Here is a 24,703-nt window from a genome sequence, read left to right as displayed (position 1 = left end):
ATGATACCTAGAATGTGAATAATTCGCATACGAAAATAGAGTGATTTAAACATGATAATATCCTTTTTAAAAAAGTGCGTAATTCTAGCGTTAGAATCTTAATGTAAGTGCATAAAATCTAATGGTTTTTCTTTTTACTCTTTAGACAGGGAATATTGTGATAGAGAAACCAAGTAGGATTATTAATACACCAGATTCCAAACGCACATCAGAAATAAAATTGCTTAAGACATAAAAACCCTCGCTTAGTCTCGCACGCAAGAATCCTTCCCCTTTACGCGAAACCCTCCTTGCATACACTATATCCGCTTCATCATTACACCATTTATCAAACATCTCAACAATCATCAAAGGCGGATCTTGTAAATCCGCATCAATAATCACTACACAATCCCCACTGCTTGTTTGTAGCCCCGCATACATCGCCGCTTCCTTACCAAAATTACGCGAAAAATCAACAATAGAGATTGAAATTTTAACTGGGGGGGGGGGGGCAAATGATGATAAGATTTGATTTTCTAAATTTCGCAGTGTCAAAAGTGTTTCATCTTTGCTTCCATCATTGACAAAGACGAGTTCAAAATTTGTATGGGCGTGATGGCAAACTATGGCGGTAAATACTTCTAGCATACTTGTATAAAATGCCATAATATTTTTAGCCTCATTGTAGCAAGGCACGACAACTGAAAGCTTTGCCATTCACACCCTTTAATCTTAAAAAATCATTAAGGCGGGATTATACTTTAAATACCTTTAAGGAAAGTTTATTGCTTTTTATGGAATCTAAAATCTAATCCTTGTCATACTGAGCCTTTAGGCGAAGTATCTAATGTAGAATCTAAACAAGATTTTTCGCCTTTTTTTCAAAGGCTCAAAATGACAAGATTCTAGATTCTAAAAACTCCAAAACGCCCTAAAATTACACCCTAAACTCCGCACCCCCACCCAAATGATTGAGAATTTAGCACATTTCAAAACGCCCTGCGGAAGTATCTTTGAGATAAAATCGTGGTTTTTGCGTTAGCCGGGTTTGACTTCGTCTGCACCAAATGAGCCAACAAGAAGCTTACTAGAAGTAAGTGCTGCAGTTGGCGAATGCAGAATCCGCGATTTTAGCCACTCGTGCAAAGCACTAGTCCAAACCTGCAAAAGAGACAACGCAGAATCTAGAACTTACACAATCTCTTCAACAAAATATCGCGGTCGCCGCTTAGATTCTGCATAAATCTTGCCGACATACTCGCCAATAATCCCAAGACTTAAAAGCTGAATCCCACTAAAAAAGCATAAGGGAATAATCGTAGAAGCCCAGCCATACACCACACCATTCGGTAAAAAGCTTCACAAAAAGAGCGTAACAACCAAGCGTAATGGAAAGTATAAAAAACACAATGCCTAGCACACTCACAAGCCTTAAAGGCACGACACTAAAGCTTGTTATGCCATTCCACGCGAAAGATAGCATTTTGCCTAAAGGATACTTTGACTCCCCAGCAAAACGCTCTAGCCTATCATACTCTACTACTGCCGTTTGAAAGCCTAGCAAAGGCACAATGCCACGCAAAAATAGATTTACTTCACTAAATCTCAAAAGTGCTTGAATAGCCCTATTTGAGAGTAATCTATAATCAGCGTGATTATAAGTGATTTTTACGCCCATAATCTCCATAAGTCTATAAAAACCAATTGCGGTATGCTTTTTAAAAAAGCTATCTTTCTGCCGCGATTTTCTTACGCCTAAAATGACTTCAGCCCCCATTTTCGCCTTTGCTACAAACTCATCAAATACACTAATATCATCTTGCAAATCACAATCTATACTGATAGCACAATCGCATTTATCCGCCACATATTCTAGCCCTGCTAAAAGGGCGTTTTGATGTCCGCAGTTGCGTGAGAGTTTTAAGGCTTTAGTAGTAATTCTCTGCTTAGAATCCGTGCTTTTGGATTCTGTGTTTTTAGAATCTATACTTAAAGAGCATAAAATATCCCAAGTCCTATCCCTACTCCCATCATCAACAAAGCACAAAAAGCTATTGCGTGAAATCTCGCCTTTATCCATAAGGGCGTGAAGCACCTTACATAATTCTTTGTGCGTATGCTCTAGCACCGCCTCTTCATTGTGAGCGGGGATTACAATGCAAAGCTTCATCGCTCTGCCTTGTGGAAAATCTGCGTCGTCTTCTTTGCAAGTAAGGTATTAATTATACTTTTAACGGGGGGGGGGGGGGCAATATAAACTCAACAGCTTATTCTCATATCCTCGCATTTTAAGCCTTTTGTTAAAATTGATATTCTTTGTTAAAGCCCAAGATTTTAGAACATTTTGACTTACATATTTCTTAGATTCCACTTACACAAGCCACACATAATAAACCAAACTCACCACAAACCCTACGCAAAATCCCTAAAGAGTTTGCCCACATCAACGCCACATATCACTTTATCCGCACATCTATCATAAATCCCCTTTGCACCATTTACCAAATCATCGCTTGAAATGCCGTGGCTTATGGAAATCTTTGCTTCTAAATATGCGCTTAAGTTATCAAAAATCTTTAGAAACTCGCCATACACGCCATTAAACTCATCTCTATTATAAGTCTGCATTAGGCTTTCACTATCAGCGGTATAGCAAAAATGCTCTATCTTATAGCGATTGCTAAACTCATTTTGCGTAAAATAGCTTATATCTTCTTGTATATTTGGCGGCACAATGGCTAGAATCTTCTCATTCACCGCCTCTTCTTCTATCTTTTTGATAAACTCATCAAGCCCCTTCACACTTCGCTTAATAGGCGAGATAATATCACGCGTTAGAATCTCTGGCAAATCGTGGAATAATCCGCACAAAAAGTGATTAATCCGCATTTGCTTGCAACAGCCTATATCAAAGCTTACCAAATACGCACTCAACGCCACAATAAGCGTATGCCCTAGCACAGAAGTCGCTGGGATTCTAGGCGTTTGACTCCATCGCTTTTGGAATCTTAACTGTCCAAACATCGTTACAAGCTCTCTTACATTTTCATAAAGCATAATCTGCTGCATACCCGCTAGATGATAATGCTCCTCTACTTGCTTGTTAATGATATTGCGGATATTTTGGACATCATACATATAGGGATTAAAATGATAAATAATATCAAACTCCCATTTAGACGCATAGTAGTGAGAAGCTTTTAGAATCTGCCCTTCAATATTGCTTTTATTACTTGTGAGATATTCTCTCATTTGTGGGAAAAACTCATACATACCCAGTTCAGATTCTAGCTGATTGCAGACAAAATTCACAAGCTCCTTATTGTGATGGGCTTGGAGCTTATGAAACACAGGGGGTTTAATGTCCGTTAGCACAATGCGTTCAAAAAACTCAAAGCAAAACTGCAAAATCAACGCTTCCCAATCTATACGCACCCCACGCACATACTCTTCATACTTTGCCAAAAGATAAGCAATAACGATTTTATGGGCTTGTTTATCAAGCTCTACAAACTCCACAGGCGTGGCGTGGTCATTCCATCGGCGGATACTTGCTGCGACAAAAATCTTTTTTAATAGCTCCGGGCTTAATCTTGGGGGCTTTGGCATATCACAAGACATAAACGCTCCTTAATTTTTAGAATCTAGCCTATTTAGAATCACTAGATTCTATACTATTTTCTGTAAATCCCACACAAAATGGCATTAAAAATGCTTGATAAACCCAAAAAATTAAGGAGTCTTGTATGAGTCTTAAAAACAATATCAAAGTGGTAATTTGTGTATTGATGATGAGCCTAGCTTTGAGTGCATGTAGTAGCAAAAAGCAGCCGGTAGGGAACTTTCAAAGTATGGAATGCCGCACGATCTGCACGAATGGAGTTTGCACACAGCAATGTGTTGGTGCTAGTGGGGATTATTACGCAAAATAATTATGCTAAAAACCTTGCATAATCTCATTTTTAGACGCTTTATTTATGTCTATGATGCGGGATATTTTGGACTTATTTATTCTATAAAGGCAATGATTGCCCTAAGCATTAGCGGGGCGATTTGCTATGTTTCACTCGGTGCAGATGTGCTTATCTGGGCTGTGATGATGGCAATGTATGTATTTTTTTTGAATGGCTTTAAAAGCAATAAGGATATGGATTGGAAATATCTTGTGCTTTTTGTGAGCTTTGTGTGTGGGCTTATACCCATTTTTGGCATACTAGATGAGAGCTTGTGGCTGATTCTGCTTTCTTCCTTTCTTGCCTTTAGCATAGGAGTAAGTGAAGTCTATGATAGCGACTTGCCAAAAGTGCTGAATCTTGTTTTAGTCAGTGCGTTAGTGGCGGTTATCTATGTAAGCTCACACCCAAATGTGCCTTTGTGGCACAGCATTTTAGCGGCTTTCATCGGCGGAAGCGTGAGTATATTTGTGAGACTTTTTGTGTCTTTTGGGGAGTATGGACGCTTTATTCAAGTGCAGTTTGCCCTTATCCTTATCTACTTATCAAGTATGAGTAAGTCGCTTGGGAGCAAGGACTATGCGTTGTTTCAATCCACTTTTACTCATCACTTCCCCCTGCTGAAAAGTAAGCTCACCTCACAATCAGCCAAAATCAAAGACACCCATTCTATCAAAAATCACAAACGCGCCCTATTTTATCTCTACAAGCTTGAATCTATCTGCTACACGCTTGATATACTACACGATTATTTTAAGATTCACAATTCTGTCCTGCTTCAATCTTTGCGTGATGAGATTACACAGAATCTAGGGGAGCTTAAGCTTATCTTTTTTGGGAAAAAGCCAAATATCAACAAAACTTCATTCCTTGAAGCCCACAAGGTGATACAAGATTCTCATTTTCTTAACGCACTAAAGATTTTTTACTCAAAGATAGAATCTTTCACACGCCTTTCATCGCTGCAATCTCAAGCCTTTGTAGAAAATCCCAAAGCAAAAACGCTAAAAAGTATGTATAAAGAGCTTAAGGCAAATCCACTGCCATTTTTCTATGGCATTACTTATGCAAGTGCGATGAGTATTGCGATGTTTATCGCACAATTTTTTCATATCAATCACGGGGCTTGGATTGCCCTTGGGGTGATGACTATGATGAATCAAAATATAGATACGATTAAAACTCTAGGCAAAGATTCTATCCTTGGGAGTTTTATGGGGCTTGTGCTGGGGGTAATTCTAGTGCTTTTTGGGTTTGGGCATACTTGGCTCTATGTGATTTTTATACTCAATCTTTTTTTGGTGATTTATTTTAAATCCTATCCTTTTATGCTTTGGTCTTTGGTGCTTATGCTTGAGCTTGTGCTGATGTTTGCTTTTGTAGATGATAATTTTATTGAGCTTATTTTGTATCGGTTTGGCGATATTTTATTTGGATTTCTTATCGCCTTTTTGACTGCTAAAATTATCTATCCGCGATATAGCGCTGATGAGTTTATCCCTAAGCTCAAAAGCACCCTACAAATCCTAGCCACACTCACACTTGATTTAGAGCAGGATAAGCAGCACATTTTGCAGGAACAAAATCAGCTTATACGCAGTTTTGATGATCTTTCACTCCTTATTCATAAAAATAAAGATAATAACAAACGCTATCCTGCCACCATTTTACAGCAATTTGATAGCTTACAAGAGCATTTTTTAAACCTTAAAAATCTTAGTATTATTTTGTGCGAGAAGATTCAGGCTACACCGCAGGAAAACACCCTACTTCTAAAAAATGACTTAAAAGCCCTGCGTGTGCGGTATGAAATGCTTTGTGCCTTGCTAGATTCTAAGCCATATTATTTTAGCACTGATGAAGATGAGCGATTTTTACTAAAAGATACACAGGTTTATCCTACAATTTTAGCCATTTTTGAATCCCAAAATCACATCTATGAGTTTTTGCATATCGTGGTAAAAAAATAATGATTTAAGCCAAACTTCCCTACAATATGCGACATTTTTGACGCAACATTTGCGATACTTACACAAAAGGATTGTTATGAAAAGAGCATTAATCACAGGGATTACAGGGCAAGATGGAGCATACTTAGCAGAGTTTTTACTCAAAAAGGGCTATGAGGTGCACGGCATCAAACGCCGAAGCTCACTTTTTAACACTGATAGGATAGATCACCTTTACCAAGACCCACACATTGATAATCGTAACTTTTTCTTACACTATGGGGATTTGACAGATTCTATGAATCTTACACGCATTATTGCTGACACAAAACCTGATGAGATTTATAATCTCGCGGCAATGAGCCATGTAGCCGTAAGCTTTGAAACGCCAGAATACACCGCCAACGCCGATGGCATAGGCACACTTAGAATCTTAGAGGCGGTGAGACTACTTGGACTAGCAGAAAAAAGCAAAATCTATCAGGCTTCTACAAGTGAGCTTTATGGGCTAGTGCAGGAGATTCCACAAAGTGAGAAAACGCCCTTTTACCCCCGCTCCCCTTATGCGTGTGCGAAGCTCTATGCGTATTGGATAACGGTGAATTACAGAGAGGCATATAATATTTTTGCGAGTAATGGAATCTTATTTAACCACGAAAGCCCCATACGAGGGGAGACTTTTGTAACGCGAAAAATCACTCGTGCGGTAGCAAAAATCGCCCTAGGACTGCAAGATAAGCTCTATTTAGGGAATCTCTCTGCCAAACGCGATTGGGGACACGCTAAAGATTATGTGCGTATGATGTGGCTTATTTTACAAGCGAGTAAGGCTGAAGATTGGGTTATCGCCACAGGCGTTACCACTGAAGTGCGGGACTTTGTCAAAATGGCATTTAATGAGCTAGGCATTGAGATAGAGTTTAGGGGCGAAGGTGTGAATGAAAAGGGCTATATCAAGGCTTGTAATGGGGAGTTTAAGCTAGAGCTTGGCAAAGAAGTAGTGTGTGTAGATGAACGCTACTTCCGCCCAACTGAAGTGGATTTACTCATCGGTGATGCGAGTAAGGCGAGAGAAAAGCTAGGGTGGATTCCAGAATATGACTTAAACGCCCTTGTGAAAGATATGGTGCAGAGTGATTTGAAGCTTATGCAAAAGGATAAATACCTAAAAGATGGCGGTTATAAGATTCTAAGCTATTTTGAGTAACACATACGCAGAGATGGCTAGAATCTAAATAATAGCGACTATACCCACTCTCCGTCATTGCGAGACTTGCCGCAGGGCAAGGCGTGGCAATGAGCAATTTCTAAGTTTGCCTTGCTCTAGCAAATACACCTTTTCACAAAATCGCAGGGCAATGTTTTCATCGTGGGTAATAAGCACCACAGAAGCCCTACTCTCCCCCTGCCACTCACGCAAAAACGCCAATACCTCATCGCATAGCTCATAATCAAGCCCTGATAAACTCTCATCTAAAATTAAGATTCTAGGATTGAGTAACAAAGCACGGATAAGGCAGATTCTCTGTGCCTCCCCACCAGAAATCATCGCTACGCTTTTGCTTAAAATATCTTTAGGCAAACCTAACTTTTGGCATAGCTCAATTATCCGCTTATCTATCTGCTCTTTTCTCTGTCCCGCTCTTAGATACAAAAGCGGCTCTAATATATTCTCATAGCAACTAAATCGTGGATTCAAACTAGAGATAGAATCTTGAAAAAGCATTTGCACTTGTGAGTAAAAACTCCGCCTTTGACTAAGCTCATTAAGCTTAAGAGCTTTGCCATTCAAACGCACCTGCCCCACCTGCCCTAACTCATCAAGGCTAGGAGATAAGATTCCACACATTATTTGTGTCAATGTGCTTTTCCCACAGCCGCTACTCCCCATAATCGCATAAGTTTTCCCACTCTCAATTTTCAAAGAAATATGCGACAAAATCCGCTTTTCACTCTTATAAAACACACGATAAGTGCGATGATAAAAGGATATATTTTCTAGCTCTAGCATAGCTCCCCTTGTGGCAAATCTTTGCGATTTTTATGCGATATGCCTTGAGTTAAGATTCTATTCAAGCGTTGTAATGTCGGGCTTTGCGGCGGATTTATAAAATCCCCCTTAGCATTTGCTACACTCACTTTGCTATGCCCTTTAGTCTCATCTCTTTGAATCTTGCCTCTTTCAATGATTCTGCCTTGAGAGATGACACTCACACGCTCCGCATACTCTGCTACCACTTCCAAATCGTGCGTGATAAGCAAAATCCCTAAAGACTTTTGCTTTTGCAAACTTTTTAAGGTGCTTAGAATCTCATTTGCTTTTCCTTTATCTAAATCACTGCTAGGCTCATCAGCGATGATAAAAGGTGCTTGTGTCAGCAAAGCAAGGGCTATCATCGCCCTTTGTAGCATTCCCCCACTTAGCTCAAAGGGATAAGATTCTAAATAGGCTACATCTAGCCCAGCTTGTGTAAAACACTCTAGGATAAATGCCTTATTATAAGGCTTTTTTAAGGCTTTTAAGCTCTCTTTGCAATGGGCGTGGAGCGTTAGAAGCGGATTAAAGCAAGTCCTAGGATTTTGCATAATGCTTATAAACGCCCTGCCCCGATACGCCACGGGATTTATCGCTGCATTATTAAGACACACTTCGCCGCTTATTTGCGTGAGATTATTAGCCATAAAGCCCTGCAACGCATAGGCAATAAGCGACTTGCCACTGCCACTTCTGCCAAGCAGTGCTACACATTCCCCACGCTTTAGCTCCAAGTCTATGGAGGATAAAAGCGGAGTGCTAGAATCTAGCATTATAGAATCCTGCGTTTTAGAATCTCGCTTAAGATTCAAATCCCCCTTATAATTGTTTTTGGCAATACTCAAATTCACAACACTCAAACTCTGTATATCGCTTATAGCTAGATTCTCCAAATCTTTACCTACGCCTTTTATGTCATCAAGCCCAACCTTCACTCCAAGCCCATCTCTCAAACTCTCCCCCAAAAGATTACACAACGCCACGCTTATAAACAACGCCAATCCCGGATACATAATCAAATGCGGATAATCCCACATATATTCCTTTGCTTCACTTATCATCACACCCCATTCCGCATTTGGTGGTTGCACCCCAAGCCCCAGAAATGATAGCCCCGCAATATGTAGCATAATATGCCCCACATCCATACTTACTAACACAAGGCATTGACTCATAATAGGCGTAAAAAGATGCCGCTTAAAGCGTTGAAATCCACTTGCTCCAAATGTATAAGATAAAAGGATATATTCCTTATTTTTAAGGCTAAAGACAATTCCACGCACGATTCTTGCATACCACGCCCAATGTGTCAAAACAATGGCAAGGATTACATTTTCTAGCCCAGCTCCTAAGATTCCCACCATAAACAGAGAAAGGGCGATTGTGGGCACACTCATAAAAATATCACAAATCCGCATACACACACTATCAATCCACCCACCTAAAAAGCCGCATAATCCCCCTATGCAAATCCCCAAAGCCATAATCCAAGCTAAAATCACAAAGGTGCTGCCAAGTGAGATTCTAGCGCCATACAATAGCCTAGAGCATATATCTCTGCCCAAATAATCCGTGCCTAAAATATGCTCCACACTACTTGCAAGAAGTCTTGCATCAAGATTTTGCATATCAGGCGGATAGGGGGCGATAAATGGGGCAAAAACTGCCACAGTACATAAAATCATCACTCCACACAAAGCTATTTTTCCATACAAATCCATTTTGCCAACAAGGCTTAGCCCCCTTAGAGAATCTACTCTCATAGAATCTTGCCCTTTTGCTTCTGCATAGTCGCCCTAACGCGTGGGTCAAGCACTCCATAGAGAATATCCACTATCGCATTACACAGCACAAAGCACACACACATCACCACGATAAAGCACTCAATCACCGGATAATCGTGATTAGCAATGCCCTGAATGCTATACAACCCAATGCCGGGCAACGCAAACACGCACTCAATCACAATTGCCCCGCCAATCAGCTCCCCTATGTGCATACCCATTGCCGTAAGAATAGGTAAAAACGCATTGTAAAAAATATGCACGATATGCAATCTCACACCGCGAATATTCCGCATTTTAGCATACACGATATACCGCTCTTTCTGCACTTCTAGCATATTTGCACGGATGAACCTAGCATTAATACACATAGACATCAAGGCTATACTCATGCTAGGCAAAATAAAGCTTTTGCCCCCCTCCATTCCCACAGCTGGAAGCCACCCAAGATAAACGCTAAAAAACAGCACAAGCAAAAAGGCAAGCCAAAAGTTTGGCATACTCACACCCACAAAGCAAAAAATCCTTATCACAGAATCTAATAACCTATTATGATAATACGCACTTAAAATCCCAAGCAGCAAGGAACAAACAAAGCTTAACACAAACCCACAACACACAAGCATTAAAGTCGTAGGCAAAAAATGTAAAAAATCTTCACTCACACTTCTACCTGTCATATATGAAGTGCCAAAATCAAGCCTTATAGCATCTTTAAGCCACAAGGCATATTGTGTCAAAAGCGATTTATCTAAGCCAAACTCCGCCCTTAGCTCATTTACTAGCTCGGGCGTAGCGGGGAGATTTGATTGTAAAATATAGCTCATCACTGGATCGCTCCCGCCCAAACGCAACAAGCAAAATGCAATAAATGAGCTTATAAGCACAGTGGGGATAATCCACAAAATTCTAGAAATAAATATTGACTTCACGCTTTTTTCTCACTTTTTTTACAGAGCCTTTTTATACAGCCACGCACAGCTTGTTTTACCCTGAATCTTACTCATACATTTCCCAAAATGGCACTTCATAGCCCACCACACCCATTTGTATGCCTTTAATCTTTTTATGCACGATGGCTTTATTTTTTTGTAATGTAAGCGGGAGATACACGCCACTCTCTTCAAGTATATTTAATACTTTGCTTAGCTTACTTTTAAAATCTTTAGATTCTGTATTTGTAGCAATCACATCACGCAAAGCCTTTTCAAGCAAAGGCTTATTCTCTAGCCCCGATTGTGCGGAAAAATCAATATGCCCGGGCATAAGCATAGAATACAACACACTCAAAGGCTCATAGGGTGCGCCCCAAGTCTCGCTAAAGGCTAAATCAAACTGCCCTTTGAGCAAACGATTTTGATACATACTTGACTCACTTGCCTTAAGCCGCACTTTTATTCCTGCTTTTTGTAAATCACTTTGGACTATTTCAGCCATCATTTTATGGGCTGGATTATCCCCACTAAATAGAATCTCAATCCCTTTTTGAGTGAGATTTTCTAGCACGGCAGGATTCACGCCACTTGGTATATTTTCTTTATTCAAAAGTGAAAGCACAAAGGCTTTAGAATCCGCCCCATTACCCTGCCCTGTCTTGTTAGCCTGATACTCACAGCTCATAAAACACTCCGCCACTTCTTGCAGCCCCCCATACACCGCTAAAACAAGCTTTTGCTTATCAATCATAGAGCCTAAGCCTTTGCGTAATTTTTGATTCAGCGTAAAATCCCCAAGCCTGAGATTATGTGAGCTAGAGTTAAATACAAGGCTTGTAGTAGATAGGGGCAAACTCATATAAGTGGCAAACTTTTTGTCATTTTGCATGCTTTTAAATATTTCAAGCGGAATTTGATCATTACCATAAATCAAGTCAATCTGCCCACTTTTAAGGGCGGCAAGTTTGGCATTTGGATCAAAAATAACCTTTAAAACTATCTCATCATAGTAGATTCCATTATATCGCTCTGCGTCCCAATAATGCGGATTTTTCTGCAAGGTATCGCTAATGCCAAGCTTTGAATCTACTGGCATATACGCACCTGTGCCGATGGGCTTTGGATTATATTTAATTAAATCTAAATCTTTTGGAAAAGCACTTGGGGCTAGGAATCTAAATGGACGCACCACGGCTAGTTCATTAAGCGTTGGACTATATGGGGCTTTTAGGGTAAGTTTTATGCTGTAATCATCAAGCTTTTTTACAGATTCAATATGCCCAACCAAACCACTCCAAGAATGACGCACTTTATTTTTAAGGACAGAATTAAAATTGATAAGCACTGCATCGGCATTAAACACCTCTCCATTTGAAAATTTCACCCCCTTACGCAAGATGAAAGTATAAGATAACCCATCTTTGCTTATCTGCCAAGAAGTGGCTAAATGCGGGATAATCCTGCCATTTTTATCCGCACTCACTAAACCTTCATAAATGCTATTTTGAGCAAACATCGCATTGCCCTGATAGCCTTGTGGATTCATCACGCCAATATTACTTGAAACCGCCATAATCAAGGTATTTTTGCCATACAATGTCCCAAATGTGAAACTCATCAAAAATAGAATCTTTACCATATAACCCCGCATACACACTCCATAGATTGAAATTCATAAGAAATTCTATTGTATCATATTTAACGCATAAAAAAATGAAGGAAGTAATACTAAATTAATTAAATTAATATAGAACACTTCATCAGCAGCTTACAAGCCGACACTTACAAAAAAACCTTTTATTATTCTTTTGTAGCTAAAATTGCTGGAAATTTTAGCTACAAAGGCTCATCTAAATGCTCTTCAACTCCTATCTTTTTATCTTTTGCTTTTTGCCTATTGTTTGGGTTGTGTTTCATATCCTAAAGGCATTAAGCATAAGACAAGCAGAACAAGAATATATAGAATCTAAACAAGTAGATTCTAGGCAAATGCTTAAGCAAACACAATCTCATTACTTAGATTCTAAGAGTTTAGAATCTAAAGGGCAAGATTCTCATTGCAAATCTAAAAAGCTAGAATCTAAAGAATTAAAATCCAAAACATTAGAATCTAAAGAGATAAAGTTTAAAGCCATAGATTCTAGCACACAAGCCTCTAAAAGATTAGCTTCCACACACTATATGAATCTTGCTAAAGGCTTTTTGGTTGTAGCAAGTTTATTTTTCTATGCGTATTGGAAGCTTATTTATCTCCCCATATTACTTGGCTCAATACTTGTGAATTATTTTTTAGCCAAAGGTATTTTAAAAAGTTTATATGTGAGAGAGCAAATAAGTGTAGATTTTAACGGGGGGGGGGGATAAGTTAAATTCTCTTTCTCACAACTTTACTTTCTTTGGTTTATTTTCTTTTGTCACCTTTTCTCCTAAACATTTTAACCTTGGCATTATCTTTAATCTTTGCTTACTTGGTATATTTAAATATACTGACTTTTTCTTAGAAAATTTTAATCTTTTTACGCAACTTTTACATTTAGACTTTGCTATTCCATTGCCTCATATTCTTTTGCCTTTAGCCTTATCATTTGTAACCTTTCAACAAATTGCGTTTTTAGTGGATTGTTATAAGCAAAGTAAAGAGAGGGAAGAATTTAAAGACTTAGAATCTAATGTAAAAAACAATAGAGAATCTCAGCATTCTCTAACGCAAACTACTTTATCTACAACCACCGCAAAAGAAAAAAGGTTTATCCCCTCTCCGCTCCCCTTAGCCCAAAAAAGCAAAGCGACCGCTTTTCTTTTTTGCAATCAAGGGGAGAGCCTCGCCATTTCCGCTTCTAGCATAAAATCGGCGGGGGACACTACTGCCCCCTTTGAATCCGATTTTATGCACCACGAAGCGGACGAGAGCAGGAATACACGCAAAGTGTGCAACATTGATTGTATGGATTTTGCTAATGCAAATATCAAAAGACAATGCTAGATTCTAGTAAAGCTGAATCTTTTAAAGAAATTCCACATATCAATTTTTTAGACTATTGCCTATTTATCACATTTTTTCCACAACTCATCGCTGGACCTATTGTGCATCATAAAGAAATGATGCCACAATTTTATGCGATGAATAGAGGGGATTCGGTCTTGGGTGGGCAATGCGACAGTGTTGCGGATTTTCGCAAAGGCACGAACGCCAAGTTCGCTAACCTTTGCAAAAATCCGCAAAGCTCCCACAGCCCCACCGCAATTCCTAGAATCCTTGAAGAAGAAAAACAAGTGCGAAAAGTAGATTCTAAGATTCCACAAAGTCTAGAATCTAAACAACTTACAGGCGGAAGTATTTGCGATGAAAAAGCAGGGTTGTGCAGTGGTTGGCAAGGAGATAAGACTAGGAGTCTATTGACGCAGCAAACCACAAACTCCCTGCTTTTTCGCACAAAGACAACGCCTAGCATAATAAATTGGGAATACATCGCTAAAGGACTCTTCATCTTTTCCATTGGCTTATTTAAAAAAGTAGTCATTGCAGATAGCTTTGCAAAGTGGGCGAATGCTGGATTTAGTGCAGTGGAGAGTGGGAGCATTCTCAATCTTTTTGAATCTTGGGCTACAAGCTTAAGCTATACCTTTCAGCTCTATTTTGATTTTAGTGGCTATTGTGATATGGCGATAGGCTTGGGGTTGCTTTTTGGCATTGTGTTACCTATCAATTTTAATTCGCCCTATAAGGCATTAAATATCGCTACATTTTGGAGAAAGTGGCATATCACTTTGGGGAGATTCTTAAAAGAGTATTTATATATTCCATTAGGGGGTAATCAAAATCTAGCTCATAAACAAAGCAGATTCTATACCACTATAAACAATCTCCTTACACTTAGAAATCTTTTTATCGTGGCATTTTTAAGCGGAATCTGGCACGGATCTGGCTGGGGCTTTGTGATATGGGGGAGTTTGCACGGGTTGGCAATGGTGGTGCATAGAATCTATATGCTCTTATACAAGAGATTAGATTCTAAAGTAAAAGATTGTGCTTGTAGTGATAAAGCAGGGCGTTTGGATTCTAAGAATGTATATACACGCTTTATGAAAACTAGAATCTATGCGGTGCTGTGCTGGTTTATTACCTTTAATTTTGTCAATATTGCTTGGGTATTTTTTCGTGCTGAAAATCTGCAAGGGGCGGTGAATCTGTTAAAGGGAATGTTTGGTGGGGACATAGTCTTACCTAGCTTTTTAGAATCTAGGCTTAGATTCTTAAGTGAATATGGGATTCAATTCCATTGGTGGTTAGAGCAGATAGAGGGGAGCTTTATAACGCCATTGTGGATTCTAGGGGCTTTTATTGTGTGTTTGTGTTTCAAAAATAGTGTGGAACAAACAGCACATTTCAAGCCTACAAGATTCAATCTTTTTACAACCGCTCTTTTTTCGCTTATAGCTTTTCTTTCCATTGATAAAGCACAACAATTTTTATATTTTAATTTTTAAGGAGCAAAGATGAAATATAAAAAGTTTGTTTTATCTTATTTTATGATTTTGCTTATATTTGGACTACTGCTTGTAGGCATATTTTATTATCTCTCTAGAATCTTTGAACATAATAGCTTTGAAAGCATTGTGAAAAGACAACTGGAGCAGAACTCCATTTATGGCACAGCATTAAATGAAAATGTCTTTGCCTACAAGCTTGAGCTAGTGAAGCAGATAAAGCCAAAGATTATAGCACTTGGTGGCTCTAGGGTATTGCAATTTAGGGAGGAGTTTTTTATAGATTCTTTTGTGAGTGCGGGTAATGCGATGAATACACTCAAAGAAGGGAGGTTGTTTTTAGAAGAAGTATTAAAGTTTTACAAACCTGAAATAGTCATCTTAGGGCTTGATATTTGGTGGTTTAATGCTTTATATCCAAACTATGAGAAGGGAGTGTATTTTAATATAACAGGGACAAATATTAGCACAACAAAGATACTTGATATAGCAAAACATATTTACAACCAGCAATTCTTTCAATCTCAATATCTCTTAGATAATCATTTTATTGCAAATCCTTATAGCCATCTTGATTCTTTAGGACTAAATGCTATGTATAATGGCAGGGGCTTTTTCAAAGATGGCTCATATGTATATGGAGAAATTTTCAAAGATGAAAAGACAAAGGATGCTAATTTTGCTGACACATTGTGGAGGATAGAAAATAGTAATTCACAATTTGCTTATGCTTCTCACATAGATGTAAAGCGTATGCAGGATTTATTTGACATACTTAATATTTTGAAAAAACACAACATACAAGTTGTTATTTTTATCCCTCCTCTTGCTCCAAGCATATATAAAGCTATGCAGGAGAAGCAAGAGAAATATGCGTATATTGATGAGCTTTTTACAAGCCTAGAAAAAAATTACATAACTTTTTTTAATTATTATAATCCAGCAGTGCTAAAAGATGATGATTGCGAATTTTTAGATGGCTTTCACGGAGGAGATGTGTTTTATGTGAGAATCCTTGTAGATATGGCACAAAAAAGTGAGATATTACAACCCTATGTCAATATGCCCTATCTCACAGAGCTGATACGCACACATAAAGGCAGAGTATTTTCTAAAGATTCTATCAGCGATTTAAAAGAGCAAGATTTTTTGAATTTAGGGTGTGGGAAGTGAAAAAACCAATACAATCTTTTAGATACCAAGCATAAACCATTCTCTAAAATCCTTAAGCATTCTTATTACAACTTGTAGCTATAATGCCATCTCTTAATCCATTTTTAACTTTCACAAGGGACATTATGACAAAGGATTCTAGAATCTTTATTGCTGGGCATAGGGGGCTTGTAGGCTCAAGCATACTTGCTTTGCTTCAATCACAAGGCTATCACAATCTCATCACAAAAACAAAAGAAGAGCTTAATTTGCTTGATAGTGTCAGTGTTGAAAAGTTTTTTGCTCACACACGCCCGGAATATGTGTTTTTAGCTGCGGCAAAGGTAGGCGGGATTGTGGCAAATAACACCTATCGTGCGGATTTTATCTATGAAAATCTAGCCATTCAAAATCACATTATCTTTAACGCCTACAAATACGAGGTCAAAAAGCTTCTATTTCTGGGCAGTTCGTGCATTTACCCCAAAAATGCCAAGCAACCGATGAATGAAGATTCCCTGCTTACTAGTGAGCTAGAATACACCAACGAGCCTTATGCCATTGCTAAAATCGCTGGAATAAAGATGTGCGAGAGCTTTGCATTGCAGTATGGCTGCGATTTTGTTTCAGTTATGCCAACTAATCTTTATGGCAATAATGATAATTTTAACTTACAGACTTCACATGTCTTACCCGCTTTGCTTCGCAAGATTCATCTAGCCAAACTCCTATCCCTTGGGAAGCTAGAGCAAGTAGAGAAAGATACAGGGCTACAAGGGGCGGAACTACAAGCCTTTTTGCAAACCTATGGTATCACTGAAAAAAGTGTGGCAATATGGGGCAGTGGGAATCCACGCAGAGAGCTACTACATGTAAATGATATGGCTGAGGCCTGTGTGTTTGTAATGAACAATCTTAGCTTTAAAGATTGTATTACACATCACAATGAGATTTGTCCAAATGAAATCCGCAATACACATCTTAATGTCGGCTATGGCAGTGATGTGAGTATCGCTGAACTTGTAAATCTTATTAAAGAGATTGTAGGCTTTGAAGGGGAGCTTGTGTTTGATAAGAGTAAGCCTGATGGTACTTATCAAAAGCTTATGGATTCAAGTAAGCTCAACGCTATAGGCTGGAAGCCAAAAATCCATTTAAAGGAAGGAATCCAAAGCGTGTATCAACACTATCTTTCAAGAAACTAGGAGTTTTAGCCTTATGCATAAACCAAGAATTGTTATAAAAATAGGTAGCTCAAATCTCTGCAATGGCGAGATGATTGATGAAGGACAGATTAATGCCTTAGCAAAGGTAATAAGCGATATTAAAACCCATTTTGATGTGATTTTAGTAAGCTCTGGGGCGGTGGCAAGTGGCTATACACGAGTGCAGATTGATAAAAGCACATTGCAAAATAAACAAGCCCTTGCAAGTATCGGGCAGCCCTTGCTTATGGAATCTTACCGCAAAGCTTTTGCTCAATTTGACATTCCAACAGCTCAAATTCTCTTAGCCGGACACGACTTTGATTCTCGTAAAAACACCGCCTTTGCGAGAAATACCATTGACGCACTTTTAGCTAACAACGCTCTGCCTATCATTAATGAAAATGACGCCATTGCCACAAGCGAGATTATCTTTGGCGATAACGACAGGCTAAGCGCACACGCGGCGTATTATTTTGGAGCGAAGCTTTTAGCCATTCTAAGTGATATTGATGGCTATTTTGATAAGAATCCACATACAGATTCTACCGCCAAGCTTCTCTCTCAAGTACATACAATCCCCCAAAATGCGTTAAATCAATCCCATACGCCACATAGTAGCTTTGCCACCGGCGGGATTGTTACTAAGCTTATGGCAGCGGACTTTTTACTGCAACGCCATTGTATGATGTTCCTAAGCCACGGAAGAAAGCTTGATGTGCTAAAAAACTTCCTTTTACATAACACCCAAGATTCTGGCACACTCTTTTGTCCTATAGATTCTAAAGGACTACAAGAATTAGACACCCCCAAATCACTCAAGCAAAAGGCGTAAAATGAGAGTTATCCTTGCTGGGACACCAAGCTTTGCGAGTGCGATTTTTACACCCATGCTTGAGGATTCTAGTTTTGAAATCCTAGCCCTTATCTGTCAGCCCGATAAGCCCTTTGGACGCAAAGGGGAGCTAAAAGCCCCACATACCAAAGAAATGCTTATCCAAAAAAATTTACAACATATACAAATCCTACAACCTAGCAGTATAGATTCTGCCTTTATAGAATCTATCCGTGATTTAAAGCCCGATATGATTTTGGTCGTGGCGTATGGGAAGATTCTGCCACAGGCGTTTTTAGACATTGCCCCTTGTGTGAATATCCACGCCTCGCTTCTGCCGCAATGGCGGGGGGCTAGCCCAATTCAGCAAATGCTTTTAAGTCAGCCTAATTTTTTTGGTATAACGGCTATGAAAATGAATCTGCAGCTTGATAGTGGGGAAATTCTAGGCTTTTCTTACCTTGCTAACACAGAGCAAAACTTCACTCTTTTATGCGAGCAGCTTTCCCACCTTGGGGCAAAACTCGCCATACATACGCTCAAGCATTTTAATGAGATTAAACCCCTTAAGCAATATGACTTAGATTCAAGCTATTGTGGGAAGATTGTAAAATCTTGTGGCAAAGTAGAGCTAGAAAATGCTAAAAGTGTGTATTATGCATATTTAGCCTATTGCGAGTGGCCCCATATCTTTATCCAAAGCGAGAGTGGCTACACACTGAAGCTTTTTGATTTACATTTGGTGGAATCCACGCAATCACACAAACAAGGCGAGATTCTAAGCATAGATTCTCAATCTATTATAGTTGGCTGCTTAATGGGGAGTTTGCGTATTGGCTTTTTACAGCAGGAGGGCAAGGCTAAAATCCCAGCCCCACTTTATATCAATGGCAAACGGCTTAAAATCGGCGATATATTATGCTAGATTCTCACACACTCCAAAAGCTCAAAGCTCAAATGTATCATTTTGATACACTGCCTTCAACGCAACAATACGCACTAGATTCTATCAAAAATGGCACTTTGCATAGCCCCTTTTGTATCCACGCAACAACGCAAACACAGGGCATTGGCAGCAGGGGCAATCAATGGAGCAATGTAGAATCTAGCTTAATGTTTTCCTTTGCTTTAGAGACTAAAATGCTTCCAAATGATTTAAAAATAGAATCTAGCTCCATTTTTTTTGGCGTGATTATGCAGCAATTCTTACGCTCCCTAGGCTCACAGGTATGGCTCAAATACCCAAATGATTTGTATATAGATAGGCAAAAAATTGGCGGGATTCTTACCCAAAAAGTGCGGGATAATATTGTGTGTGGTATGGGAATAAATCTCATCTCCCAAGACTACGCCAATTTAGAATCTCATATAAGCCAAAAGCTCAAGCCACAGGACCTTTTGAATGATTTTTTTGAAAGCTTTGTAAATTTTACATCGTGGAAGCAGATTTTTAGTATTTATAAGCTAGAATTTCACAAAAATAATTCTTTCTCTTTTCATTTTCGCAACCAACGCCTTTGTTTGAAAGATGCCATATTAAATAATGATGGCTCTTTGAGTGTGAATGGAGAAAGAATTTATAGCTTACGATAAAGGAGATACTATGTGTGAAGTCCTTACTATAGCAAATCAAAAAGGCGGGGTTGGCAAAACGACAACGGCTGTAAATCTTGCTACTTTTCTCGCAAATGCTGGAAGAAAGGTGCTTGTGATTGACTATGATCCACAAGCAAATGCTACAACAAGCTTTGGCTTTAGACGCAACAAGATAGAATCTGATATTTATCACGTTCTTACCGGATCTAAGAAGCTTTCTAAAATCATTCTTAAGACAGAGATTCCAAATCTTGATATTGCCCCTTCAAACATCGGGTTAGCGGGGATTGAAAAGGAATTTTATAGCAAAAATAGCATAAAAGGTCGTGAGCTACTTTTAAGCAAAAAAATTGAAGAAGTCAAAGATCAATATGATTTTATCGTTATAGATTCTCCACCTGCTCTTGGCTCACTCACCGTGAATGCCTTAGCAGCAGCAGATTCTGTAATCGTGCCAATTCAATGCGAGTTTTTCGCACTTGAGGGCTTATCACAGCTACTTAGCACGATTAAGCTTTTAAAAGACACGATTAATCCAAAGCTCACTATTAAGGGCTTTTTACCCACAATGTATTCAGGGCAGCATAATCTTTCAAGGCAGGTTTTTGATGAGCTAAAAGAGCATTTCAGCAAAGAGCTTTTCAAAAATAATGATGAGTTTGTCATTATCCCTCGTAGCGTTAAACTCGCCGAGTCGCCTAGCTTTGCCCAGCCTATTATGCTTTATGATGCACGATCTAATGGAAGTATGGCATACGAAAATCTTGCACGCGCCATCTTGCAAGGAGCATAAGAACAATGGCTAAAAAAAAGTTAGCAATAGGCAGGGGCTTAGGGGCGATACTTGCCGAAACGGCTGAAGCCTACGAGCAGAATCTTAGCGATAACTCATCGCTCGTCTTAGATCTTGATATTGATATTATTAAGCCAAATCCCTACCAGCCTAGAAAAACATTCAACCAAGAGGCTCTTCAAGAGCTTTCAGAATCTATAAAAGAACACGGCTTGTTGCAGCCCATAGTCGTGTATGATAATGGCGATGGTGATTATGTCCTTATCGCTGGAGAGCGGAGACTGCGTGCATCAAAACTCGCTGGGCTAAGCAATATAAGAGCAATTGTAGCTGAAATTGAGCAAAAGAAAATGCGTGAGCTTGCTATCATTGAAAATATCCAACGCGAAGAGCTTAACGCCATTGAATTGGCACTATCCTATCAAGAGCTGCTTGAAGAGTATGATATTACACACGAAGAGCTTTCAAAACGCATTAACAAATCAAGGACGCAAATCACAAATACCCTGCGTTTATTGCAGCTCTGCGATGAAGTTAAAACTATGCTAGGTGAAGAGAAAATCACGCAAGGACACGCTAAAATGCTTGTTACACTGAGTGAATCTGAACAAAAACTTGTGGCAGATTCTATCATAGGGCAAAGACTAAGTGTGCGTGATACCGAAACACTGATTAAAAAGCTTAAAAATGGGCAGGATTCCACAGCCAAAGATTCTATCAGCAAAGCAAAGCCAAAAGGACAGGCTAAAAGCCTTGATATATCCTTGCTAGAAGAGCTTAGAATGGAGCTATCATCACTTGGGATTCAAAGCAGTATCAATGCAACAAAACTAAGCATAGATTTCAAAAGTGATGCAGAAATTACCACATTGTTAAAAAAAATAGCAAAATAATACATTCTTTAAGGTTTAATATATTTTAACTTGTTAGAATGCTTGAAGTTTTTGATGTAATTTTTACCACAAGGAGTTTAGATGAGCATTACTCTTAATCCATATTTAATGTTGCTCGTTTTTGTTACTTTTATCCTTCTTATTTACCTACTTAATCAATGGCTTTTTAAACCAATGATGACCTTTATAGGCAATCGTGATGCGTCTATTGAACGAGACTTATCAAGCACACAAAGTCATAAAGGCGATATCCAACGCATTGATGAAGAGATTACGCAAATCCTATCAAATGCGAGAAAAGAAGCTGCTCAAATCCTAGAAGTAGCCACAAAAGAAGCAAAGGCTACTTATGAAGAAAAGATTAATGCCAAAAAAGCAGAGAATGAAAAGAAATTAGCTGAATCTAAACAAGCATTGCAGGATCAACAGGCACAGCTTTACGCGGAATTGCTAGAACAGCTCCCAGTGTTTAAACTCGCTTTAGATTCAAAGCTTAAGCAAATTTAGGAGGATTATGATGAGAAAAATTTTGTGTTGTGCGTTGCTTGTAGCTTTTCCCTCTTTTCTCCTAGCTTCTGCGAGTATTGAAGAGAGTGATTTTATCCCGCGTGTTATTAACTTTGTTATCTTTTTGGCAATTTTGTGGTATTTCGCTTTTGACTCTATTAAAGGTATTTTTACAACAAGGAAAAATACGATTGCCACGCGTTTGCAAGAAGTCCAAGACAATCTTCATAAAGCCAAGCAAGAAAGAGAAAACGCACAAAAACGCTTAGAAGAGAGTAAAGAAAGGGCTAAGGAAATTGTTAGTTCTGCTAAACAGGAGGAATATCTCATTCGTCAAAAATATGATGAACAAATCAAGAGAGACATTGAAATATTAAAGCATTCACTTGAGGCAAATATTGAATTTGAACACAGAAAAGCTGTGCAACAAAGTGTTGAGAATCTCCTTAATGAGCTGACTAAAAGTCAGAATCTACAGCTCAACAAAGAAGATTATGTGAATATTATTACAAAAAGGATTTCGTAATGCTCAATATTATTTCCAAGAAATATACTCAAGCTCTTATGGATTCTGGTTGTGATTTAGATGAGTCTCTTAGCATTCTCAAAGCTTTTTCAAGTGTCCTAAAAAGCAAAAGAGTTGCTGACATTATCGCTTCCCCATTTTTGAGCAAAACACAAAAAGAGGAGTTTTTGTTAGATTCTCTTAAAAATGTTGATACGAAGATTCAAAACTTCTTCCGTCTCATCGCTCAAACAGATAGAATCTTACTTATCCCCTATATCAGCAATGAACTTGAAAAGCGTCTGCTTGCACGCAAAAAGGAATACGCAGCGGTGCTTGTCAGCAAAGATGAGCTTGATAACAAAACGCTTGAAAGGATTCAGGATTCTCTAGCCAAAAAACTTGGTGTCAAGCTTAGTATCAAGCAGGAGCTAAGTGGAACAGATGGCATTAAACTAAGCGTTGAGGATTTAGGTATTGAGGTATCTTTTTCCAAAGATCGCTTTAGTAGTGATTTGAAAAATCATATTCTCAAAGCACTTTAAATTAACATAAGGAGAGACAAAGTGGCAACAAAAATTAAGTCAGAAGAAATCAGCTCAATCATCAAAGAAAGAATTGAGAACTTCAATATTAATATTGATATTAGCGAGACAGGTAAAGTTATAGCCTATGCCGATGGTGTGGCAAAGGTATATGGGCTAAATAATGTAATGTATTATGAAATGGTAGAGTTTGACACAGGCGACACTGGAATTGCTTTCAATCTTGAAGAAAGTAGCGTGGGTGTGGTTGTGCTTGGCTCTGGACGCACAATCAAAGAAGGGACTTCTGTCAAAAGACTAAAGAAACTTATGAAAGTGCCTGTTGGCGATGCTGTGGTTGGACGCGTTATTAATACACTTGGAGAACCTATTGATGGTAAAGGTGCGATTGAGGCGAGTGAATATCGCTTTGTGGAAGAAAAAGCACCGGGCATTATGTCTAGAAAATCAGTTCATCAACCGCTTCAAACCGGTATCAAAGCCATTGACGCACTCGTGCCAATCGGTAGAGGGCAAAGAGAGCTTATTATCGGCGATAGGCAAACAGGTAAAACAACCGTTGCTGTGGATACGATTATCAATCAAAAAGGTCAAGATGTTGTATGTATCTATGTCGCTGTGGGGCAAAAAGAATCTACGGTTGCGCAAGTTGTAAGAAAGCTTGAAGAACACGGGGCTATGGAATATACAATCGTTGTTAATGCTCCAGCATCTTTTTCTGCAGCAATGCAGTTCTTAGCACCTTATACAGGCGTAACTATTGGCGAATATTTTAGAGATAATGCACGACACGCACTTATCATTTACGATGATTTGAGTAAGCATGCTGTGGCATACCGAGAAATGTCTCTTATTTTGAGAAGACCTCCGGGGCGTGAAGCATTCCCGGGTGATGTATTCTATCTCCACTCTCGTTTGCTTGAACGAGCTGCAAAGCTTAATGATGATTTGGGTGCAGGCTCACTTACAGCATTGCCAATCATTGAAACACAAGCGGGAGATGTAGCCGCTTACATTCCAACTAATGTTATATCAATCACAGATGGGCAAATATTCCTTGAGACAGATTTGTTTAACTCCGGTATTCGTCCAGCTATTAATGTGGGCTTATCCGTATCGCGTGTTGGTGGAGCAGCACAGATTAAGGCAACCAAACAAGTAGCCGGGACATTGCGTCTTGATTTGGCACAATATAGAGAGCTTCAAGCATTTTCGCAATTTGCTTCAGACCTTGATGAATCAAGTCGCAAACAACTTGAAAGAGGACAAAGAATGGTTGAGATTCTAAAACAACCTCCATATTCTCCTTTAGCTATTGAAAAGCAGGTGATTATTATTTATGCCGGGGCTAATGGCTTCTTAGACAGTATTTCTGCTAATAGAGTTGTAGCATTTGAATCTGAGCTTTATCCATTCCTTGAAGCGAAATATCCAAAAATATTTGAAGAAATCAGTGTGAAAAAGGCGTTAGACAAAGACATTGAAGCCGAGCTAAGCAAAGCCCTTGAAGAATTCAAAATGAGCTTTGGGGCGTAATAAGGAGCTA

25 protein-coding genes are annotated in these 24,703 nt (G+C 38.9%); 17 read left to right on the top strand and 8 right to left on the bottom strand.

Going from position 1 to position 24,703, the window contains the following annotated elements; translation table 11 throughout:
* Positions 1 to 141 precede the first annotated feature (141 nt).
* The 4 genes from HCN_RS03585 to HCN_RS03575 all read right to left on the bottom strand — a co-directional run bounded on the left by HCN_RS03585 (position 142) and on the right by HCN_RS03575 (position 3,603).
* Positions 142 to 699: a glycosyltransferase family 2 protein gene (locus HCN_RS03585; RefSeq protein ID WP_014666572.1), complete on the bottom strand. Its 558-nt coding sequence runs from the start codon at positions 697 to 699 to the stop codon at positions 142 to 144.
* A 474-nt stretch (positions 700 to 1,173) separates the two neighbouring features.
* Positions 1,174 to 1,320: a glycosyl transferase family 2 gene (locus HCN_RS11880; RefSeq protein ID WP_231997596.1), complete on the bottom strand. Its 147-nt coding sequence runs from the start codon at positions 1,318 to 1,320 to the stop codon at positions 1,174 to 1,176.
* Complete coding sequence (locus HCN_RS03580; RefSeq protein WP_014666570.1) at positions 1,277 to 2,152, bottom strand: glycosyltransferase family 2 protein; 876 nt, start codon at positions 2,150 to 2,152, stop codon at positions 1,277 to 1,279. The genes HCN_RS11880 and HCN_RS03580 overlap by 44 nt, the downstream gene beginning before the upstream one ends.
* Positions 2,153 to 2,394: 242 nt before the next feature.
* Positions 2,395 to 3,603 carry an HD domain-containing protein gene (locus HCN_RS03575; protein WP_014666569.1) on the bottom strand — a complete coding sequence of 403 codons (1,209 nt, stop codon included), beginning with the start codon at positions 3,601 to 3,603 and terminating at the stop codon, positions 2,395 to 2,397.
* 125 nt (positions 3,604 to 3,728) lie between these two features.
* Between HCN_RS03575 and HCN_RS03570 the strand changes: the two genes are divergently transcribed.
* From HCN_RS03570 to gmd, 3 genes are all read left to right on the top strand, one after another.
* Complete coding sequence (locus HCN_RS03570; protein WP_014666568.1) at positions 3,729 to 3,914, top strand: hypothetical protein; 186 nt, start codon at positions 3,729 to 3,731, stop codon at positions 3,912 to 3,914.
* Positions 3,915 to 3,916: 2 nt separating this feature from the next.
* Positions 3,917 to 5,905, top strand: a complete 1,989-nt coding sequence (locus tag HCN_RS03565; RefSeq protein WP_014666567.1) for an FUSC family protein — start codon at positions 3,917 to 3,919, stop codon at positions 5,903 to 5,905.
* Between the two features lie 76 nt (positions 5,906 to 5,981).
* Positions 5,982 to 7,091, top strand: coding sequence for a GDP-mannose 4,6-dehydratase (gene gmd, locus HCN_RS03560; RefSeq protein WP_002956956.1), 1,110 nt, complete (start codon positions 5,982 to 5,984; stop codon positions 7,089 to 7,091).
* Positions 7,092 to 7,145: 54 nt separating this feature from the next.
* Here gmd and HCN_RS03555 read toward each other — a convergent pair whose 3' ends face one another.
* The 4 genes from HCN_RS03555 to nikA form a co-directional block, all read right to left on the bottom strand.
* On the bottom strand, positions 7,146 to 7,895 hold the full coding sequence (locus HCN_RS03555) for an ABC transporter ATP-binding protein (protein WP_014666566.1): 750 nt from the start codon (positions 7,893 to 7,895) through the stop codon (positions 7,146 to 7,148).
* Positions 7,889 to 9,682, bottom strand: a complete 1,794-nt coding sequence (gene nikC / locus HCN_RS03550) for a nickel ABC transporter permease subunit NikC (RefSeq protein WP_014667634.1) — start codon at positions 9,680 to 9,682, stop codon at positions 7,889 to 7,891. The genes HCN_RS03555 and nikC overlap by 7 nt, the downstream gene beginning before the upstream one ends.
* Positions 9,679 to 10,635 carry an ABC transporter permease subunit gene (locus tag HCN_RS03545; protein WP_232086488.1) on the bottom strand — a complete coding sequence of 319 codons (957 nt, stop codon included), beginning with the start codon at positions 10,633 to 10,635 and terminating at the stop codon, positions 9,679 to 9,681. Before HCN_RS03545 ends, nikC begins: the two co-directional genes overlap by 4 nt.
* 67 nt (positions 10,636 to 10,702) lie before the next feature.
* Positions 10,703 to 12,289, bottom strand: a complete 1,587-nt coding sequence (gene nikA / locus HCN_RS03540) for a nickel ABC transporter substrate-binding protein (protein WP_014667539.1) — start codon at positions 12,287 to 12,289, stop codon at positions 10,703 to 10,705.
* A gap of 203 nt (positions 12,290 to 12,492) precedes the next feature.
* Here nikA and HCN_RS12565 point away from each other — a divergent pair, with 203 nt between their 5' ends.
* The 14 genes from HCN_RS12565 to atpA all read left to right on the top strand — a co-directional run bounded on the left by HCN_RS12565 (position 12,493) and on the right by atpA (position 24,693).
* The gene (locus HCN_RS12565) at positions 12,493 to 13,002 is read left to right on the top strand and encodes a hypothetical protein (protein ID WP_014666564.1); all 510 of its coding nucleotides are present in this window, start codon (positions 12,493 to 12,495) and stop codon (positions 13,000 to 13,002) included.
* 250 nt (positions 13,003 to 13,252) lie between these two features.
* The gene (locus HCN_RS11725) at positions 13,253 to 13,621 is read left to right on the top strand and encodes a hypothetical protein (RefSeq protein WP_041309494.1); all 369 of its coding nucleotides are present in this window, start codon (positions 13,253 to 13,255) and stop codon (positions 13,619 to 13,621) included.
* Complete coding sequence (locus HCN_RS03525) at positions 13,615 to 15,126, top strand: MBOAT family O-acyltransferase (protein ID WP_014666563.1); 1,512 nt, start codon at positions 13,615 to 13,617, stop codon at positions 15,124 to 15,126. The genes HCN_RS11725 and HCN_RS03525 overlap by 7 nt, the downstream gene beginning before the upstream one ends.
* A 9-nt stretch (positions 15,127 to 15,135) precedes the next feature.
* Positions 15,136 to 16,299, top strand: a complete 1,164-nt coding sequence (locus HCN_RS03520) for a hypothetical protein (protein WP_014666562.1) — start codon at positions 15,136 to 15,138, stop codon at positions 16,297 to 16,299.
* A 125-nt stretch (positions 16,300 to 16,424) separates the two neighbouring features.
* Positions 16,425 to 17,483 carry a GDP-L-fucose synthase family protein gene (locus HCN_RS03515; protein ID WP_014666561.1) on the top strand — a complete coding sequence of 353 codons (1,059 nt, stop codon included), beginning with the start codon at positions 16,425 to 16,427 and terminating at the stop codon, positions 17,481 to 17,483.
* A gap of 13 nt (positions 17,484 to 17,496) precedes the next feature.
* Complete coding sequence (gene proB / locus HCN_RS03510; RefSeq protein ID WP_014666560.1) at positions 17,497 to 18,318, top strand: glutamate 5-kinase; 822 nt, start codon at positions 17,497 to 17,499, stop codon at positions 18,316 to 18,318.
* Between the two features lies 1 nt (position 18,319).
* Entirely contained in the window at positions 18,320 to 19,243 is a 924-nt protein-coding gene (locus tag HCN_RS03505) for a methionyl-tRNA formyltransferase (RefSeq protein ID WP_014666559.1), read from the top strand.
* Positions 19,237 to 19,911, top strand: coding sequence for a biotin--[acetyl-CoA-carboxylase] ligase (locus tag HCN_RS03500; RefSeq protein WP_014666558.1), 675 nt, complete (start codon positions 19,237 to 19,239; stop codon positions 19,909 to 19,911). Before HCN_RS03505 ends, HCN_RS03500 begins: the two co-directional genes overlap by 7 nt.
* A gap of 10 nt (positions 19,912 to 19,921) precedes the next feature.
* Positions 19,922 to 20,707 carry a ParA family protein gene (locus HCN_RS03495; protein ID WP_014666557.1) on the top strand — a complete coding sequence of 262 codons (786 nt, stop codon included), beginning with the start codon at positions 19,922 to 19,924 and terminating at the stop codon, positions 20,705 to 20,707.
* 5 nt (positions 20,708 to 20,712) lie between these two features.
* Positions 20,713 to 21,600, top strand: a complete 888-nt coding sequence (locus tag HCN_RS03490; protein WP_002957522.1) for a ParB/RepB/Spo0J family partition protein — start codon at positions 20,713 to 20,715, stop codon at positions 21,598 to 21,600.
* 81 nt (positions 21,601 to 21,681) lie between these two features.
* Positions 21,682 to 22,107: a FoF1 ATP synthase subunit B' gene (locus tag HCN_RS03485; protein WP_002957521.1), complete on the top strand. Its 426-nt coding sequence runs from the start codon at positions 21,682 to 21,684 to the stop codon at positions 22,105 to 22,107.
* A 7-nt stretch (positions 22,108 to 22,114) separates the two neighbouring features.
* Positions 22,115 to 22,633: a F0F1 ATP synthase subunit B gene (locus HCN_RS03480; RefSeq protein WP_231900540.1), complete on the top strand. Its 519-nt coding sequence runs from the start codon at positions 22,115 to 22,117 to the stop codon at positions 22,631 to 22,633.
* Entirely contained in the window at positions 22,633 to 23,157 is a 525-nt protein-coding gene (locus HCN_RS03475) for a F0F1 ATP synthase subunit delta (RefSeq protein WP_002957519.1), read from the top strand. Before HCN_RS03480 ends, HCN_RS03475 begins: the two co-directional genes overlap by 1 nt.
* Before the next feature lie 21 nt (positions 23,158 to 23,178).
* Positions 23,179 to 24,693 (top strand): F0F1 ATP synthase subunit alpha, encoded by a 1,515-nt coding sequence (gene atpA, locus HCN_RS03470; protein WP_014666555.1) that lies wholly within the window; start codon positions 23,179 to 23,181, stop codon positions 24,691 to 24,693.
* The last annotated feature ends 10 nt before the right edge of the window (positions 24,694 to 24,703 follow it).

Origin of the sequence: Helicobacter cinaedi PAGU611, assembly GCF_000284635.1 — a bacterium.
GTDB lineage: Bacteria > Campylobacterota > Campylobacteria > Campylobacterales > Helicobacteraceae > Helicobacter_C > Helicobacter_C cinaedi.
Note: the sequence above shows the minus strand (reverse complement) of the source record. Positions and strands in the feature narration are given on the sequence as shown.

Excerpts from the sequence above, each read along its gene's own strand:
- HCN_RS03585 (WP_014666572.1), bottom strand. The coding sequence starts at position 699 with ATGGCAAAGCTTTCAGTTGTCGTGCCTTGCTACAATGAGGCTAAAAAT.
- HCN_RS03580 (WP_014666570.1), bottom strand. The coding sequence starts at position 2,152 with ATGAAGCTTTGCATTGTAATCCCCGCTCACAATGAAGAGGCGGTGCTA.
- HCN_RS03575 (WP_014666569.1), bottom strand. The coding sequence starts at position 3,603 with ATGTCTTGTGATATGCCAAAGCCCCCAAGATTAAGCCCGGAGCTATTA.
- HCN_RS03570 (WP_014666568.1), top strand. The coding sequence starts at position 3,729 with ATGAGTCTTAAAAACAATATCAAAGTGGTAATTTGTGTATTGATGATG.
- HCN_RS03565 (WP_014666567.1), top strand. The coding sequence starts at position 3,917 with ATGCTAAAAACCTTGCATAATCTCATTTTTAGACGCTTTATTTATGTC.
- gmd (WP_002956956.1), top strand. The coding sequence starts at position 5,982 with ATGAAAAGAGCATTAATCACAGGGATTACAGGGCAAGATGGAGCATAC.
- HCN_RS03555 (WP_014666566.1), bottom strand. The coding sequence starts at position 7,895 with ATGCTAGAGCTAGAAAATATATCCTTTTATCATCGCACTTATCGTGTG.
- nikC (WP_014667634.1), bottom strand. The coding sequence starts at position 9,682 with ATGAGAGTAGATTCTCTAAGGGGGCTAAGCCTTGTTGGCAAAATGGAT.
- nikA (WP_014667539.1), bottom strand. The coding sequence starts at position 12,289 with ATGCGGGGTTATATGGTAAAGATTCTATTTTTGATGAGTTTCACATTT.
- HCN_RS12565 (WP_014666564.1), top strand. The coding sequence starts at position 12,493 with ATGCTCTTCAACTCCTATCTTTTTATCTTTTGCTTTTTGCCTATTGTT.
- HCN_RS03525 (WP_014666563.1), top strand. The coding sequence starts at position 13,615 with ATGCTAGATTCTAGTAAAGCTGAATCTTTTAAAGAAATTCCACATATC.
- HCN_RS03520 (WP_014666562.1), top strand. The coding sequence starts at position 15,136 with ATGAAATATAAAAAGTTTGTTTTATCTTATTTTATGATTTTGCTTATA.
- HCN_RS03515 (WP_014666561.1), top strand. The coding sequence starts at position 16,425 with ATGACAAAGGATTCTAGAATCTTTATTGCTGGGCATAGGGGGCTTGTA.
- proB (WP_014666560.1), top strand. The coding sequence starts at position 17,497 with ATGCATAAACCAAGAATTGTTATAAAAATAGGTAGCTCAAATCTCTGC.
- HCN_RS03505 (WP_014666559.1), top strand. The coding sequence starts at position 18,320 with ATGAGAGTTATCCTTGCTGGGACACCAAGCTTTGCGAGTGCGATTTTT.
- HCN_RS03500 (WP_014666558.1), top strand. The coding sequence starts at position 19,237 with ATGCTAGATTCTCACACACTCCAAAAGCTCAAAGCTCAAATGTATCAT.
- HCN_RS03495 (WP_014666557.1), top strand. The coding sequence starts at position 19,922 with ATGTGTGAAGTCCTTACTATAGCAAATCAAAAAGGCGGGGTTGGCAAA.
- HCN_RS03490 (WP_002957522.1), top strand. The coding sequence starts at position 20,713 with ATGGCTAAAAAAAAGTTAGCAATAGGCAGGGGCTTAGGGGCGATACTT.
- HCN_RS03485 (WP_002957521.1), top strand. The coding sequence starts at position 21,682 with ATGAGCATTACTCTTAATCCATATTTAATGTTGCTCGTTTTTGTTACT.
- HCN_RS03480 (WP_231900540.1), top strand. The coding sequence starts at position 22,115 with ATGATGAGAAAAATTTTGTGTTGTGCGTTGCTTGTAGCTTTTCCCTCT.
- HCN_RS03475 (WP_002957519.1), top strand. The coding sequence starts at position 22,633 with ATGCTCAATATTATTTCCAAGAAATATACTCAAGCTCTTATGGATTCT.